At 48.2% G+C, this 15,874-nt stretch carries 10 protein-coding genes and 3 rRNA genes; 3 read left to right on the forward strand and 10 right to left on the reverse strand.

Annotated features, from left to right (window positions below):
• Positions 1-67: 67 nt before the first annotated feature.
• From nuoF to NCTC9997_RS09470, 6 genes are all read right to left on the reverse strand, one after another.
• Positions 68-1,408, reverse strand: a complete 1,341-nt coding sequence (gene nuoF / locus NCTC9997_RS09445; RefSeq protein ID WP_064977946.1) for an NADH-quinone oxidoreductase subunit NuoF — start codon at positions 1,406-1,408, stop codon at positions 68-70.
• A complete protein-coding gene (gene nuoE, locus NCTC9997_RS09450) occupies positions 1,405-1,905 on the reverse strand; it encodes an NADH-quinone oxidoreductase subunit NuoE (protein WP_064977947.1) in 501 nt (166 codons plus the stop codon). Before nuoE ends, nuoF begins: the two co-directional genes overlap by 4 nt.
• 2 nt (positions 1,906-1,907) lie before the next feature.
• A complete protein-coding gene (nuoC, locus tag NCTC9997_RS09455; protein WP_112866433.1) occupies positions 1,908-3,704 on the reverse strand; it encodes an NADH-quinone oxidoreductase subunit C/D in 1,797 nt (598 codons plus the stop codon).
• Positions 3,705-3,730: 26 nt separating this feature from the next.
• On the reverse strand, positions 3,731-4,405 hold the full coding sequence (locus NCTC9997_RS09460; RefSeq protein ID WP_010863973.1) for a NuoB/complex I 20 kDa subunit family protein: 675 nt from the start codon (positions 4,403-4,405) through the stop codon (positions 3,731-3,733).
• A 16-nt stretch (positions 4,406-4,421) separates the two neighbouring features.
• The gene (locus NCTC9997_RS09465; RefSeq protein ID WP_064977949.1) at positions 4,422-4,838 is read right to left on the reverse strand and encodes an NADH-quinone oxidoreductase subunit A; all 417 of its coding nucleotides are present in this window, start codon (positions 4,836-4,838) and stop codon (positions 4,422-4,424) included.
• A 406-nt stretch (positions 4,839-5,244) separates the two neighbouring features.
• The gene (locus NCTC9997_RS09470) at positions 5,245-5,874 is read right to left on the reverse strand and encodes a TfoX/Sxy family DNA transformation protein (RefSeq protein WP_010863975.1); all 630 of its coding nucleotides are present in this window, start codon (positions 5,872-5,874) and stop codon (positions 5,245-5,247) included.
• 671 nt (positions 5,875-6,545) lie between these two features.
• Here NCTC9997_RS09470 and ompA point away from each other — a divergent pair.
• Positions 6,546-7,610 (forward strand): porin OmpA, encoded by a 1,065-nt coding sequence (gene ompA / locus NCTC9997_RS09475; RefSeq protein ID WP_064977950.1) that lies wholly within the window; start codon positions 6,546-6,548, stop codon positions 7,608-7,610.
• 40 nt (positions 7,611-7,650) lie between these two features.
• Here ompA and matP read toward each other — a convergent pair whose 3' ends face one another.
• Complete coding sequence (gene matP / locus NCTC9997_RS09480) at positions 7,651-8,100, reverse strand: macrodomain Ter protein MatP (protein ID WP_064977951.1); 450 nt, start codon at positions 8,098-8,100, stop codon at positions 7,651-7,653.
• Positions 8,101-8,240: 140 nt separating this feature from the next.
• Between matP and NCTC9997_RS09485 the strand changes: the two genes are divergently transcribed.
• Both NCTC9997_RS09485 and fabA read left to right on the forward strand, forming a co-directional pair.
• Positions 8,241-10,004 carry an AAA family ATPase gene (locus NCTC9997_RS09485; protein ID WP_064978491.1) on the forward strand — a complete coding sequence of 588 codons (1,764 nt, stop codon included), beginning with the start codon at positions 8,241-8,243 and terminating at the stop codon, positions 10,002-10,004.
• 68 nt (positions 10,005-10,072) lie between these two features.
• Positions 10,073-10,591 (forward strand): bifunctional 3-hydroxydecanoyl-ACP dehydratase/trans-2-decenoyl-ACP isomerase, encoded by a 519-nt coding sequence (gene fabA / locus NCTC9997_RS09490; protein ID WP_010863979.1) that lies wholly within the window; start codon positions 10,073-10,075, stop codon positions 10,589-10,591.
• Between the two features lie 356 nt (positions 10,592-10,947).
• Here the strand turns inward: fabA and rrf are convergent.
• The 3 genes from rrf to NCTC9997_RS09505 all read right to left on the reverse strand — a co-directional run bounded on the left by rrf (position 10,948) and on the right by NCTC9997_RS09505 (position 15,839).
• Positions 10,948-11,063, reverse strand: a 5S ribosomal RNA gene (gene rrf, locus NCTC9997_RS09495).
• Positions 11,064-11,202: 139 nt separating this feature from the next.
• Positions 11,203-14,106: ribosomal RNA gene (locus NCTC9997_RS09500) — 23S ribosomal RNA — on the reverse strand.
• A gap of 191 nt (positions 14,107-14,297) precedes the next feature.
• Positions 14,298-15,839 (reverse strand): 16S ribosomal RNA (locus NCTC9997_RS09505).
• Together the 16S, 23S and 5S rRNA genes form the textbook arrangement of a ribosomal RNA operon.
• Between the last annotated feature and the right edge of the window lie 35 nt (positions 15,840-15,874).

Consider the following 15,874-nt stretch of genomic DNA (forward strand, 5'->3'; position numbering starts at 1 on the left):
TGAGCTGGTGGTTAATACAGCAGGTGTTGCTAACCTCGCACGACTGACCTGCTTTCCGGCATACCGCTTACCAAGTTTGCTTGAGTAAATTCGGTTGTATCCCCGCCACCTGACGCAGCGCCCCGTGAATATCACGGCTGATCCCAGCTTCAAATTCAGACCGGAAATATTTAAGTGCGCTTTGTAATGGCTCTACGGCTCCCGGAGCATGGGCGCAAAACGTTTTCCCAGGGCCTAAAAAGCTGCACAGCTGCTCCAGAATTTCGATATCACCGGGCTGACCTTGGCCTTGCTCCAACGCACGCAAGATCTTCACACTCCATGGCAATCCATCGCGGCATGGCGTGCACCAACCACAAGATTCGCGCGCAAAAAACTCTTCCAGATTGCGCACCAAGCCAACCATGTTAATGCTGTCATCCACCGCCATCGCCAGCCCGGTTCCTAAACGGCTTCCAGCTTTGGCGATAGAGTCAAAATCCATCGGCAAATCAAGGTGCTCTTCCATTAAAAAGTCTGTACCCGCACCACCCGGTTGCCACGCTTTAAAGCGATAGCCCTCTAACATGCCACCGGCATACTCTTCCAATAGCTCACGCGCGGTGGTGCCAAACGGTACTTCCCATACACCAGGGCGGCGAACGCGGCCAGAGAACCCCATTAATTTGGTGCCTGCATCACTGCTTTTCCCAGCAGACAAGCCTTTATACCAATCACTGCCAAAATGCAGAATGTAAGGGATATTGTTGAGCGTCTCGACGTTATTTACACAGGTCGGTTTACCCCACGCCCCTGCAATCGCGGGGAATGGCGGTTTTGCTCTAGGATTGGCACGCCGACCTTCCAATGAGTTAATCAACGCGGTCTCTTCACCACAGATATAACGACCCGCGCCAGTGTGCACAAACAGCTCAAAATTAAAGCCGGAGCCTAAAATATTGTTGCCAAGATACCCTGCCGCTTTGGCTTCTTTGATTGCACGGCGCAGACGCTCGGCAGCCTCAACATACTCGCCGCGCAAGAAGATATAGCCTCGATAGGCACCTAGCGCATAGGCCGATAAGATCATGCCCTCAACGAGCTGATGCGGTAGCTGCTCCATCAGCAAACGGTCTTTATAAGTACCCGGCTCCATCTCATCGGCGTTACATAACAGATATTTGCGATCGAACTTGCTGTCTGTGGGCATCAAGCCCCATTTGATGCCGGTAGAAAAACCTGCACCACCACGGCCACGCAAACCGGAGTTTTTCACCACTGTAATGACATCTGAGGCTGACATGCTGGTCAGCGTTTTCTCGACAGCGGCATAGCCATCTTTCTTACGATACTCATCAATCCAAACCGGCTGTAAATCGGGGCGAATACGCCAAGTTAAAGGATGCGAATCTGCGCTCAAAATACTCATTCATATTTCTCCAGCAGCAAATCAACACTTTCGGGCGAGACATGGCTGTGCGTATCGTCATCAATCATGAGTGTGGGACTTTTATCGCAGTTACCCAAACAACACACCGGCAAGAGTGTAAAACGCTGATCTGATGTGGTTTGCCCTGGTTTGATGCCTAAACGGGTCTCTAATTTTTTCTGTATCGCTTGATAACCGGTGATATAGCACACCACACTGTCACAATAGCGAATTACATGACGCCCCACTGGACGGCGGAAAATTTGACTATAAAAGGTCGCCACGCCTTCAACATCGCTCGCGGGAATAGACAACACTTCAGCAATAGCTTCAATGGCCTCATCACAAACCCAACCGAAATGTTTTTGCACTAATTTCAGCGCTTCAATGGATGCCGCGCGTGGATCTTCATAATGCGACATCTCATGCTGGATCTCGGCTTTTAGCGCCGCCGGCAAGACAAACTGTTGTAGTGAATTTTCTGCTTGATTGTCCATAATCACCGATCCACATCCGACATAACAAAATCAATACTGCCCAGATAAACAATCAGATCTGATACAAGGCTGCCACGGATCACACTCGGAATTTGCTGCAAATGCGCAAAGCTTGGAGTACGAATGCGGGTACGGTAGCTCATGGTGCTGCCATCGCTAGTCAAGTAATAGCTGTTAGCACCCTTGGTCGCCTCAATCATCTGAAACGACTCATTAGCAGGCATAATCGGCCCCCACGAGACTTGCAAGAAGTGGTTGATAAGCGTTTCGATATGCTGCAATGCGCGCTCTTTTGGCGGTGGCGTGGTCAGTGGATGATCGGCTTTATACGGCCCCTCCGGCATGTTGTTCAAACATTGCTCCACAATACGCAAGCTCTGGCGGATCTCCTCGACTCGCACTAATGCCCTATCGTAAGCATCCCCATTGCTACCGGTTGGCACCTCAAAATCAAAGTTCTGATAACCTGAATAAGGCCGCCACTTGCGGATATCTAATCCTAACCCAGTGGCCCGTAAGCCTGCGCCCGTCACGCCCCACTCCAACGCTTGCTGGGTGTTGTAAGCCGCCACCCCAATGGTACGTCCACGCAAAATGCTATTACGCAGCGCTGCGGTAACGTAACTTTCTAAGCGTTTTGGTAACCAGTCCAAAAACTCGCGCACCAGACGCTGCCAGCCTTGTGGTAAATCATGTGCAACGCCACCAATGCGAAACCACGCAGGATGCATGCGCGCCCCCGTGATCGCTTCAATGATGTTGTAAATGCGCTGCCGATCGGAAAATGCATAGAACACCGGCGTCATCGCGCCGACATCCTGAATATAGGTGCCGAGGAACAGAAGATGGCTGTTGATTCGAAACAGCTCGGCAAGCATTACCCGGATCACTTCTACTTTGGCGGGGACTTGGATCCCAGCCAGTTTTTCAACCGCCAAGACATAAGGCAAGTTATTCATCACTCCGCCTAAGTATTCGACGCGATCGGTATACGGAATATAACTATGCCAAGACTGGCGCTCGGCCATTTTCTCCGCACCACGGTGGTGGTAGCCAATATCAGGGACACAATCGACTATTTCTTCGCCATCGAGCTGTAAAACGATGCGAAATGCGCCGTGTGCCGATGGATGATTAGGGCCAAGGTTCAAGAACATGAAGTCTTCGTTATCGGTGCCCTTGCGCATCCCCCAGTCTTCGGGTTTAAAACGCAGCGCCTCTTGTTCTAAATCTTGTTTAGCCACATCCAATGCAAACGGGTCGAATTCGGTTGCTCGCGCTGGGAAATCTTTGCGCAGAGGATGACCTTGCCAAGACTTTGGCATCATGATGCGAGTCAGATGAGGATGGCCGGTAAAAGTGATACCAAATAAATCCCAAACCTCACGCTCATACCAGTTAGCGTTACTGAAAATTGAAGTGATACTTGGGAGAGTGAGACTTTTTTCCGACAATGCCACTTTGAGTAAAACATCACTGTTTCGCTCAACCGACAATAAATGATAGAAAACCGTAAAATCCTGCGCGACCAGCTGTTCACGATGTGTGCGTAACCGCTCATCGACAGCATGCAAGTCATACAGCATGTTATAAGGCTTAGGAATTTTTTTTAAAAAGGAAATAACATCCACTAATGCCGATTTAGGCAACCAAATAACCGGCATGCCTGTTTTGCTCGTTTGTAACGTGAACATCTCACGGCCAAAACGAGAAATAAGCTCACCGATCACCGGATTATCCTGATGATTTTGAGCCGGCCAGCCATCGACCTGTGGCTGTATTTGAGAGTGCAATTCCATGGTCATTTCAGAGCAACTCCTGCTCGTTATACTTCATCAGGTGTGCGCAGATTTTTTATCTGAATTCGTTCTTCGCGCTTAAGATCTTTTTCCGGTGTCATTTGTGCTCGGTAAATACCTTGGTCACCGACAACCCATGACAACGGGCGTCTTTCCTTGCCAATCGATTCTTGTAATAACATCAAGGCTTGTAAAAACGCTTCCGGACGCGGAGGGCAACCCGGGATATACACATCCACCGGCAAAAACTTATCGACACCTTGCACTACCGAGTAGATGTCATACATGCCACCGGAATTAGCACATGCCCCCATGGATATCACCCACTTCGGCTCAAGCATTTGCTCATACAGGCGTTGAATAACAGGGGCCATTTTAATAAAACAGGTTCCCGCCACGACCATGAAATCAGCTTGACGCGGAGATGCCCTGATCACTTCGGCACCAAAACGAGCCACATCATGCGGAGAAGTAAACGCCGTCGTCATTTCCACATAACAGCATGACAAGCCGAAGTTGTAAGGCCATAAGGAGTTCTTACGCCCCCAATTCACCGTTGAATGCAAAACATCCTCCAGCTTGCCCATAAAAACACTGCGGTTAATCTGCTCCGATAAAGGATCTTCGACAGTTTCTTTTTTCTCCATCGGATAGCGGGCAGGTAAAGCATCCGGATCTATGCGGGTTAATGTGTACTTCATACAACAATCCTTGTAATTACTGCTTATGTGAAGCGCTCTGACTTACACCGCGCTTTGACTTTTCAGGGGTCCAATCCAGTGCCCCAATCCGCCACAGGTAAAACAAACCTATGAGCAGCACGACAATAAAGACGGATGCCTCAATTAATCCCAACCAACCGCTCTCCCTGACGGAAACAGACCAGGCAAACAGGTATAAGGCCTCGACATCAAAGATCACGAAAATCATGGCCACCAAATAGAATTTGGCTGAGAAACGCAGGCGAGCACTACCAACAGAATCGACTCCGGACTCAAACGGCTGATTCTTAGAACGTCCCCATGCCTTCCCCCCCAGCAATGAGGCAGTTCCAACCATAAATAAGCACAGAGCAATAATCGCCAGTACGAAGATTGCAAAAGACCAATGATGAGCAAGGACTTCCGATGTCATCCTCTTACCCTCAATAGCATTCAGATAGGAGAGTATTCACGGGTAATACCGGTGAATAGATATGTAGTTTTTAATCACTCCAACATCCCATCATGATTAAAAACATTATTCACATATTTTTTACACCAAAAGGTAACATAAAGTCAATGAGGACAATCGGTAGAAGCAACTTCATCAGCCACGAACACAATGAGATAAAACCTATCAATTTCAATGATGTAAATTAGATGCACACTGAAAATGATGATACAGCTGTAACTTAATTTGATTGGGATTCGTTATCGATACGCAACAAAAAAGAGAGCTATGCCTAAGCACTGCTCTCTTTTTTAACTCCCAGACTAACAAGATAAGGTTTTATGCATTAAAACCTTTATAATGAAGCTGTTATGGTAAATATCTGATTTCAGCGAGTAACTACAGTGAAGCCGTAATTTTCACGTAGTGTGTTGGCCAGTTGTTCTTTCACTAACGGAGGTAACGCTGCAGCATGACATCCTTCCAAGGCACCAGCCAGCGCCCACAACAATTTTTCTGTCACATCACTGCACTGAGATTTAACTTGGATATAAGCAGCAACAGCCCCCAAGGCTTGCAATTCACTGATTGTACTAATGCCTGCTTTTCTAAGTAAACGCTCAGTTGATAGCCCCATATTTGGCAGGTCTTTTAACCGCTTTGCTAAACCACCGCGTTTTTCTTCTTTATCGGCTCGCGCACCATTCAAAGCATGTGTTGCCATTGCGATCAATTGCTCTACGTTATCCCATGTTGCTTGTTCGACTTTGTAATAACGCAACATAACTGGACGACCACGTTTGGTATAAACAAAAGGCGTCATTCCTCGTGCAATAAAGCGGGCTTCCAACCCCGTACATGCACGCAGATAAAGATGATCCTCTGAAACTACGGCAAACATCACATCCCCTTGATATAAGCCGAAGCCGCCAAACATAGAGCGTGATTTAACTTCACCAAAACAACCAGAGAATACTTCACACGCTTTCTTGATCAGATTCTTATCTACAGTGTTCATGGCTCCCCTCCATAACTGCTTGCTTCGAGCTCTTAAACAAGAGTGATAACAAGCTCTCCCTTTAATTTGTAACACGCAATAATTTGTAAAATCGCAATAAGTTTCAGAAGCGGATCTCATCACTATGAAATCGAGGCTATCTTCGCGATTTTTGACACATTAAGCAACACCAGCCGTCACATTATTGACGCAATTATATACATCAGAAATCTCATTCGCCTACTTTTTATCCACACGAGATATTTCATTTTCGCGTTAATAACCTGCGCAGATACCGGAAAAACTCTTTTTTTGTGACAAAAAACAAAATAATTATGCAACCAATTAAGCAACTCTAGATAGGTTTATCGATCTTTTTTTGTACAAACACACAAATCTAGTCTATTTATTTATATTAAAAAACAATAACTAAATGTTTTTGTGATTAAAAATCAACACGATATGTTATTCATTTTCTTTACCCGTTCGTTTACATGTGTAACTGTTTGCGAACTTAATCACGTTAGTCTTGTATCTTTTAAAACTCTCGGTAGACTTATTACTAAGAATGGAACATTTGGGCAGGTATTTTAATACTTGCTAACAAAGGAATGTTCATTCAAGAATGACGAAAGACCTGTGAGTTTTTCGCGCAAAATTTATGCCTTTCATTGATGATAACGAGGCGCAAGATGAAAAAAACTGCAATCGCTCTGGCTCTGGCCGGTATGGCATTCGCTGCATCTACTCAAGCAGCTCCACAAGAAGGTACTTGGTACACTGGTGCTAAGCTGGGTTGGTCCAACTACTTCAGCACTGAGAAGAACCAAGATTTCTTCGGTTCTGACAACGTACTGAGCCGTTCTACTCACTTCAGCAAGAACTCTCTGGGTGGCGGTGTATTTGGTGGTTACCAAGTAAACCCATGGTTCGCAGTTGAAATGGGCTACGACTACCTGAACAAGCTGAAAAACGACAATGGCGACCTGCGTACTCAAGGTATCCAACTGAGCGGTAAGTTCAGCTACCCAGTAATGCAAGATCTGGATCTGTACACCCGTCTGGGTGCTATGGGTTACCGTGCTGACATGAAAGGTAATGCTGAAGCATCTGAATTCAACCGTCACGAAACTGGTGTTCGCGCACTGGCTGCTGTTGGTGCAGAATACGCATTCAACGACAACTGGGCTGGCCGTCTGGAATACCAATACACCAACAAACTGGGTAACAGCAACCAAGTTGGCGCTTCAGCTGACAACGGCCTGCTGACCTTCGGTGTATCTTACCGTTTCGGTCAAACTGTAGAGGCAGCCCCTGCTCCAGTTCCAGCTCCAGCTCCAGAAATCGAAACCAAGCGTTTCACTCTGACTTCTGACGTTCTGTTCAACTTCGGTAAAGCAACTCTGAAGCCAGAAGGTCAGCAAGCTCTGCAGAAGATGTACGCTGAAATCCAGAACATGGGTCTGAAAGACAAGACTGCTGTTATCATTGGTTACACTGACCGTATCGGTTCCGATGCTTTCAACATGAAGCTGTCTCAAGAGCGTGCTCAATCTGTTGCTAGCTACCTGGAAAGCCTGGGTGCTCCAGCTAACATGCTGACTGTAGAAGGTCGCGGTAAAGCTGACCCAGTAACTGGTAACAAGTGTGACGGTATCAAGAACCGTAACGCTCTGATTTCTTGCCTGGCTCCAGACCGCCGTGTAGAAATCGAAGTTCAAGGTGTTAAAGAGCAAGTTGTTGAAGCTCAGCAGTAATGCTTGAACTCTGAATAAAATAAACCCCGCATTGCGGGGTTTATTTTTTGAGTAACTCAACCAAATCTTTTCTTACTTCGTCAACTTGACTCTGATAACGCTTTTTCGTGCTCGACTCGTCCAAAAGATGCGTGATGGTCGCTGACAATGTCATTCCAAGTTCATTTGCACGCTCTGAAAGTTTCTTCCACACCGCATATTCCAAATCGATTGATTTTTTTCTCGTTGCCGTTTTTTCAGCATCGAAATAGCGCTTACGGGTCGCTCTGACTACTTGCTTAAGTTTGATATCCAGCGCCGGATTTAGATTGGCAGCAATCCATGCAGAGATTTCTTCTGGATTATTCGCACACTCTTGTAAACGCAAAACGGCATCTTCCACCGCACTGCTTTCTGTGTAGTGCGTGATATTTTCACCTGCCTGCGCTTTTTTGACCAAGTATTTCCATTTCCAACCACTTTCTAAATTGTCAAGTTGTTGATATTTCATTGTTAAAATCTCAGCGGGCGGTATATTCTAAACGAAAATCATGATAACAAATGCAGACACAGTGCGCTTACATACAAGCGCCGTATCATAGGGTAAATTTGTTATAATCTCACTCTCAATTCATTATGCAGTGTACGAACTTGACTAAACAAGAACTCGAATGGCAGCAACTTTTGCCGAATACTGAACAGTACATGCCGCTATTTTCCAGCGCGGATGAACAACCACCTTACTCATTCCTAGATATTCAGCCAAGACTTGCCGACAGTCTGGATCGTTTTTGTCGTCTTCGCACTAATCCATCGTTCCTGCTAGTGAAAGGCAAAGAAAACCAACGCTACCTTTCTCTGCTCGCCGAAGCGGTACGTGAGCGTATACCGCCTCTAGAAGAGACAATAGGCTTTCATTATCAGTTTGATAGCCATACGTTACGCGTTAATGGTGCATCTGCGACATCCGATGCCGATAATTTCGCCGCAAATACGGTCTGTGCCTATGCTGAATGGGTCTCGTGGGAACAGTTATTCGGTAGCGTTAAAGAGTTCAATAACCAGATTATTATGGAGCCAGGACTTATCCATAAAGCCAATGGTGGTTATTTAGTTCTTCCTCTTCGCACACTGCTCATTCAGCCCGAAATCTGGTTACAACTGCGAAAAACCCTGCTGAGTAAACAATTCCAGTGGTGTAATGCAAACGACAGCAAACCATTACCGCTACCTATTCCTTCCATGCCACTTGATCTGCGCCTCATTTTAGTCGGCGATCGTTTCAGCATGGCTGAATTCGGCGAGCTTGAGCCGGATCTGGATACTCTTTCAATGTACACGGAAATTGAAGATGATCTGGAAATCGACTCAGATGAAACACTCTCTGCTTGGCTAGGTTATGTCAACAGCCTTGCCAATGAACTGGAACTTCCATCATTAAAGCAAGACGCATGGCCAATTTTGTTACATGCTGGCGCGAGAGAAACGAACGACCAACAACGCTTGCCACTGTGCCCGCTCTGGCTAGAGGCGCTGCTGGCCGAAGCCAGTCTTGAATCGGATGATGAGCCGATTAGCGCCGAGGCATTATCAAATGCTATTCATGCTCGTCGTGACCGCGCTGGATATTTGCCAGAGAGAGCAATGGATGATATTCACCGCGGACAGGTCTTTATTGACACCGAAGGCGCTCAGATTGGCCAAGTCAATGGCTTATCAGTCCTCGAATATCCTGGTCATCCTTTTGCTTTTGGCGAGCCTTCTCGCATCAGTTGTGTTGTGCATCTGGGTGATGGTGACATTTCTGACGTGGAGCGTAAAGTTGAGCTCGGCGGTAATATTCACGCCAAAGGCATGATGATCATGCAAGCCTACTTAGCATCAGAGCTAGCCTTGGAGCAACAGCTACCTTTCTCCGCATCGCTAGTCTTTGAGCAGTCCTACGGTGAGGTTGACGGTGATAGCGCGTCTCTGGCTGAATTATGCGCCTTAGTTAGCGCTCTGTCATTACAGCCTGTCTCGCAATCAATCGCTATCACGGGCGCCGTTGACCAATTTGGCCGTGTCCAACCGGTTGGTGGCATCAATGAAAAAATTGAAGGCTTCTTTGCCGTATGTGAAAACCGCGGATTAACTGGCGAACAAGGCATCATTTTACCCGCCAGCAATCTTCGTCATCTGTGTTTATCTGACGATGTCGTTGAAGCAGTAAAAGATGGAACCTTCCACGTTTATGCTGTTGAGCATGCCTCAGAGGCGCTATCGTTGTTAACAGGTCTACCATTTGACAGTGATGATGAGAAACAACCATCCCTGTTAGGATTGATTGAGCAGCGAATCGAGCAACTTAATCAGACCGAACAGCAAACGACTCCATGGTGGTTACGATGGACTAACTGGTTCAACCACAGCTGATCGGAGTTGTTCAGCGTACAAGTGTTCGCTAAGTTAGTGGCAGAATTCACTACCAGACGTTGTACGCTATGTTGATGAAACGTTTTTCATATTCCAAGGAAGATCTGCTGGCCTCCAGCCGCGGTGAGTTATTCGGTGAAACCGGTCCACAATTACCAGCACCTAATATGCTGATGATGGATCGCATCGTCAAAATGTCTGAAACCGAAGGTAACTTTGGTAAAGGCTATATCGAAGCCGAACTGGATATCAATCCAGATCTTTGGTTCTTTGCGTGCCACTTCCCTGGCGATCCAGTAATGCCTGGCTGCTTAGGACTGGATGCCATGTGGCAGCTGGTTGGCTTCTTCCTAGGCTGGACTGGTGGTGAAGGCAAAGGCCGCGCATTAGGTGTAGGTGAAGTGAAATTCACTGGTCAGATCCTACCTACAGCCAAGAAAGTAGTTTACCGCATCCATATCAAGCGCCTGATTAATCGTAAGTTGATTATGGGTATGGCGGATGGTGAAGTTGAAGTCGATGGCCGCGTCATCTATACCGCGACAGATCTGAAAGTCGGTTTGTTTAAAGACACCTCAGGCTTTTAATACACGAGTAATATCAAGACCCCAAAGACCAGCTTTCGAGCTGGTTTTTTATTGCTATGTAAACCTAACAGCTTATCCACTCAGATAATAACGATCGTGATTGATAGGATACTGTCGCGCTAACAAACGCGAGTTGAACTGAACGAGTCGGGAAAAGGGCTAAATACAGCGTTTATATATGTGCATGAGATAGTTCGCTGAAGCAACGCTCAAGCAGCGCAGAAAAGAGAACACTCTCAGGCATACGAACAACTAGCTAAATCCAAATCAAAGCACCCTAAAGATAACAAACGAAATCTGGGTAACCCCAAACGCAAAAAGCCCATCCTAACGGATGGGCTCTTCACTTATTTGATGCCTAGCAGTTCCCTACTCTCGCATGGGGAGACCCCACACTACCATCGGCGCTACGGCGTTTCACTTCTGAGTTCGGCATGGGGTCAGGTGGGACCACCGCGCTATCGCCGCCAGGCAAATTCTGTTTCTCTATCGCGTACACTACTTGTGTCTCGCGCCAGAGTTAAAATCTAAAAACAAGCTAAATAACTGATGTATTGTTCTTTGAACAAGTAACTCGTGACTTCATTCATCCAACATCACTTTGGCGTTGTATGGTTAAGCCTCACGGGCAATTAGTACAGGTTAGCTCAACGTATCGCTACGCTTACACACCCTGCCTATCTACGTCGTAGTCTCCAACAACCCTTTAGGAGGCTTTAAGCCTCAGGGATGACTCATCTCGGGGCAAGTTTCGCGCTTAGATGCTTTCAGCGCTTATCTCTTCCGCATTTAGCTACCCGGCAATGCCACTGGCGTGACAACCGGAACACCAGAGATGCGTCCACTCCGGTCCTCTCGTACTAGGAGCAGCCCCCCTCAATCATCCAACGCCCACGACAGATAGGGACCGAACTGTCTCACGACGTTCTAAACCCAGCTCGCGTACCACTTTAAATGGCGAACAGCCATACCCTTGGGACCAACTTCAGCCCCAGGATGTGATGAGCCGACATCGAGGTGCCAAACACCGCCGTCGATATGAACTCTTGGGCGGTATCAGCCTGTTATCCCCGGAGTACCTTTTATCCGTTGAGCGATGGCCCTTCCATTCAGAACCACCGGATCACTAAGACCTACTTTCGTATCTGCTCGACCTGTCCGTCTCGCAGTTAAGCTAGCTTCTGCCTTTGCACTAACCGCATGATGTCCGACCATGCTTAGCTAACCTTCGTGCTCCTCCGTTACTCTTTAGGAGGAGACCGCCCCAGTCAAACTACCCACCAGACACTGTCCGTATCCCGGATTACGGGACAACGTTAGAACATCAAACATTAAAGGGTGGTATTTCAAGGTCGGCTCCACGCAAACTGGCGTTCACGTTTCAATGCCTCCCACCTATCCTACACATCAAGGCTCAATGTTCAGTGTCAAGCTATAGTAAAGGTTCACGGGGTCTTTCCGTCTTGCCGCGGGTACACTGCATCTTCACAGCGATTTCAATTTCACTGAGTCTCGGGTGGAGACAGCCTGGCCATCATTACGCCATTCGTGCAGGTCGGAACTTACCCGACAAGGAATTTCGCTACCTTAGGACCGTTATAGTTACGGCCGCCGTTTACCGGGGCTTCGATCAAGAGCTTCGCTTTCGCTAACCCCATCAATTAACCTTCCGGCACCGGGCAGGCGTCACACCGTATACGTCCACTTTCGTGTTTGCACAGTGCTGTGTTTTTAATAAACAGTTGCAGCCAGCTGGTATCTTCGACTGATTTCAGCTCCATCCGCGAGGGACTTCACCTACCATCAGCGTGCCTTCTCCCGAAGTTACGGCACCATTTTGCCTAGTTCCTTCACCCGAGTTCTCTCAAGCGCCTGAGTATTCTCTACCTGACCACCTGTGTCGGTTTGGGGTACGATTTCTGGTAACCTGATGCTTAGAGGCTTTTCCTGGAAGCGTAGTATCAGCTACTTCAGCACCGTAGTGCTTCGTCATCACGCCTCAGTGTTAATGAAAGACCGGATTTGCCTAGTCTCTCCACCTTCACGCTTAAACCGGGACAACCGTCGCCCGGATAGCCTAACTTTCTCCGTCCCCCCTTCGCAGTTACCACAAGTACGGGAATATTAACCCGTTTCCCATCGACTACGCTTTTCAGCCTCGCCTTAGGGGTCGACTCACCCTGCTCCGATTAACGTTGAACAGGAACCCTTGGTCTTCCGGCGAGCGGGCTTTTCACCCGCTTTATCGTTACTTATGTCAGCATTCGCACTTCTGATACGTCCAGCATACCTCACAGTACACCTTCAACCGCTTACAGAACGCTCCCCTACCCAATAACGCCTAAGCGTCATTGCCGCAGCTTCGGTGCATGGTTTAGCCCCGTTACATCTTCCGCGCAGGCCGACTCGACTAGTGAGCTATTACGCTTTCTTTAAATGATGGCTGCTTCTAAGCCAACATCCTAGCTGTCTAAGCCTTCCCACATCGTTTCCCACTTAACCATGACTTTGGGACCTTAGCTGGCGGTCTGGGTTGTTTCCCTCTTCACGACGGACGTTAGCACCCGCCGTGTGTCTCCCGGATAGCACTCTACGGTATTCGGAGTTTGCAAAGGGTTGGTAAGTCGGGATGACCCCCTAGCCTTAACAGTGCTCTACCCCCGTAGGTGTTCGTCCGAGGCGCTACCTAAATAGCTTTCGGGGAGAACCAGCTATCTCCCGGTTTGATTGGCCTTTCACCCCCAGCCACAAGTCATCCGCTAATTTTTCAACATTAGTCGGTTCGGTCCTCCAGTTAGTGTTACCCAACCTTCAACCTGCCCATGGCTAGATCACCGGGTTTCGGGTCTACACCTTGCAACTAATTCGCCCTATTAAGACTCGGTTTCCCTACGGCTCCCCTATTCGGTTAACCTTGCTACAAAATGTAAGTCGCTGACCCATTATACAAAAGGTACGCAGTCACACCACGAAGGTGCTCCCACTGCTTGTACGTACACGGTTTCAGGTTCTATTTCACTCCCCTCACAGGGGTTCTTTTCGCCTTTCCCTCACGGTACTGGTTCGCTATCGGTCAGTCAGGAGTATTTAGCCTTGGAGGATGGTCCCCCCATCTTCAAACAGGATACCACGTGTCCCGTCCTACTCATCGAGCTCACAGCAATGCGTCTTCGTGTACGGGGCTATCACCCTGTATCGCCGGACTTTCCAATCCGTTCCACTAACGCATCCACTGATTCAGACTCTGGGCTGCTCCGCGTTCGCTCGCCGCTACTAACGGAATCTCGGTTGATTTCTTTTCCTCGGGGTACTTAGATGTTTCAGTTCTCCCGGTTCGCCTCGTTAAGCTATGTATTCACTTAACGATACCTAAGTTATCTTAGGTGGGTTTCCCCATTCGGACATGGTTGGCTATAGCGCTCCATCCCAGCTCACCAACCCTTTTCGCAGGGTAGCACGTCCTTCATCGCCTCTGACTGCCAAGGCATCCACCGTGTACGCTTAGTCACTTAACCATACAACCCAAAATAATGTCGGGCTGAATGCTAGTCACTAAACTGGTCGTTGCCAGTTTCTCAAGTCGCTTGTTCTCAAGAACTTCAGTTATTTTTCAGCTTGTTTTCAAATTTTTAAAGAGCAGTTGTGCATCCGAAGACACATCAAACAATCTGTGTGAACACTCAGCTTAAGCGCCAAATATCTCAGGTAAGGAGGTGATCCAACCGCAGGTTCCCCTACGGTTACCTTGTTACGACTTCACCCCAGTCATGAATCACAAAGTGGTAAGCGCCCTCCCGAAGGTTAAGCTACCTACTTCTTTTGCAACCCACTCCCATGGTGTGACGGGCGGTGTGTACAAGGCCCGGGAACGTATTCACCGCGGCATTCTGATCCGCGATTACTAGCGATTCCGACTTCATGGAGTCGAGTTGCAGACTCCAATCCGGACTACGACATACTTTATGGGATTCGCTCACTATCGCTAGCTTGCCGCCCTTTGTATATGCCATTGTAGCACGTGTGTAGCCCTACTCGTAAGGGCCATGATGACTTGACGTCATCCCCACCTTCCTCCGGTTTATCACCGGCAGTCTCCTTTGAGTTCCCGACCGAATCGCTGGCAACAAAGGATAAGGGTTGCGCTCGTTGCGGGACTTAACCCAACATTTCACAACACGAGCTGACGACAGCCATGCAGCACCTGTCTCAGAGTTCCCGAAGGCACCAATCCATCTCTGGAAAGTTCTCTGGATGTCAAGAGTAGGTAAGGTTCTTCGCGTTGCATCGAATTAAACCACATGCTCCACCGCTTGTGCGGGCCCCCGTCAATTCATTTGAGTTTTAACCTTGCGGCCGTACTCCCCAGGCGGTCGATTTAACGCGTTAGCTCCGGAAGCCACACCTCAAGGGCACAACCTCCAAATCGACATCGTTTACAGCGTGGACTACCAGGGTATCTAATCCTGTTTGCTCCCCACGCTTTCGCACCTGAGCGTCAGTCTTTGTCCAGGGGGCCGCCTTCGCCACCGGTATTCCTCCAGATCTCTACGCATTTCACCGCTACACCTGGAATTCTACCCCCCTCTACAAGACTCTAGCTTGCCAGTTTCAAATGCAGTTCCCAAGTTGAGCTCGGGGATTTCACATCTGACTTAACAAACCGCCTGCGTGCGCTTTACGCCCAGTAATTCCGATTAACGCTTGCACCCTCCGTATTACCGCGGCTGCTGGCACGGAGTTAGCCGGTGCTTCTTCTGCGAGTAACGTCAATGCCACTAGGTATTAGCTAGTGACCCTTCCTCCCCGCTGAAAGTGCTTTACAACCCGAAGGCCTTCTTCACACACGCGGCATGGCTGCATCAGGCTTGCGCCCATTGTGCAATATTCCCCACTGCTGCCTCCCGTAGGAGTCTGGACCGTGTCTCAGTTCCAGTGTGACTGGTCATTCTCTCAAACCAGTTAGAGATCGTCGCCTTGGTGAGCCATTACCTCACCAACTAGCTAATCCCACCTGGGTTCATCCGATAGCATGAGGTCCGAAGAGCCCCCACTTTGGTCCGTAGACGTTATGCGGTATTAGCTACAGTTTCCCGTAGTTATCCCCCTCTATCGGGCAGATCCCCAGGCATTACTCACCCGTCCGCCGCTCGTCACCCAAGAAGCAAGCTCCTCTGTGTTACCGCTCGACTTGCATGTGTTAGGCCTGCCGCCAGCGTTCAATCTGAGCCATGATCAAACTCTTCAATTTAAAGTTTGTCGCTCGAATAAACTGGCAAATAAATT

The organism is Plesiomonas shigelloides (assembly GCF_900087055.1).
In the GTDB taxonomy this organism is placed as follows: domain Bacteria; phylum Pseudomonadota; class Gammaproteobacteria; order Enterobacterales; family CAMTGL01; genus Plesiomonas; species Plesiomonas shigelloides.

Bases quoted from the DNA above. Each gene is read 5' to 3' on its own strand.
- ompA (WP_064977950.1), top strand. From the start codon at position 6,546: ATGAAAAAAACTGCAATCGCTCTGGCTCTGGCCGGTATGGCATTCGCT.
- nuoF (WP_064977946.1), bottom strand. From the start codon at position 1,408: ATGAGTATTTTGAGCGCAGATTCGCATCCTTTAACTTGGCGTATTCGC.
- NCTC9997_RS09465 (WP_064977949.1), bottom strand. From the start codon at position 4,838: ATGACATCGGAAGTCCTTGCTCATCATTGGTCTTTTGCAATCTTCGTA.
- nuoE (WP_064977947.1), bottom strand. From the start codon at position 1,905: ATGGACAATCAAGCAGAAAATTCACTACAACAGTTTGTCTTGCCGGCG.
- matP (WP_064977951.1), bottom strand. From the start codon at position 8,100: ATGAAATATCAACAACTTGACAATTTAGAAAGTGGTTGGAAATGGAAA.
- nuoC (WP_112866433.1), bottom strand. From the start codon at position 3,704: ATGGAATTGCACTCTCAAATACAGCCACAGGTCGATGGCTGGCCGGCT.
- NCTC9997_RS09470 (WP_010863975.1), bottom strand. From the start codon at position 5,874: ATGAACACTGTAGATAAGAATCTGATCAAGAAAGCGTGTGAAGTATTC.
- NCTC9997_RS09460 (WP_010863973.1), bottom strand. From the start codon at position 4,405: ATGAAGTACACATTAACCCGCATAGATCCGGATGCTTTACCTGCCCGC.
- fabA (WP_010863979.1), top strand. From the start codon at position 10,073: ATGTTGATGAAACGTTTTTCATATTCCAAGGAAGATCTGCTGGCCTCC.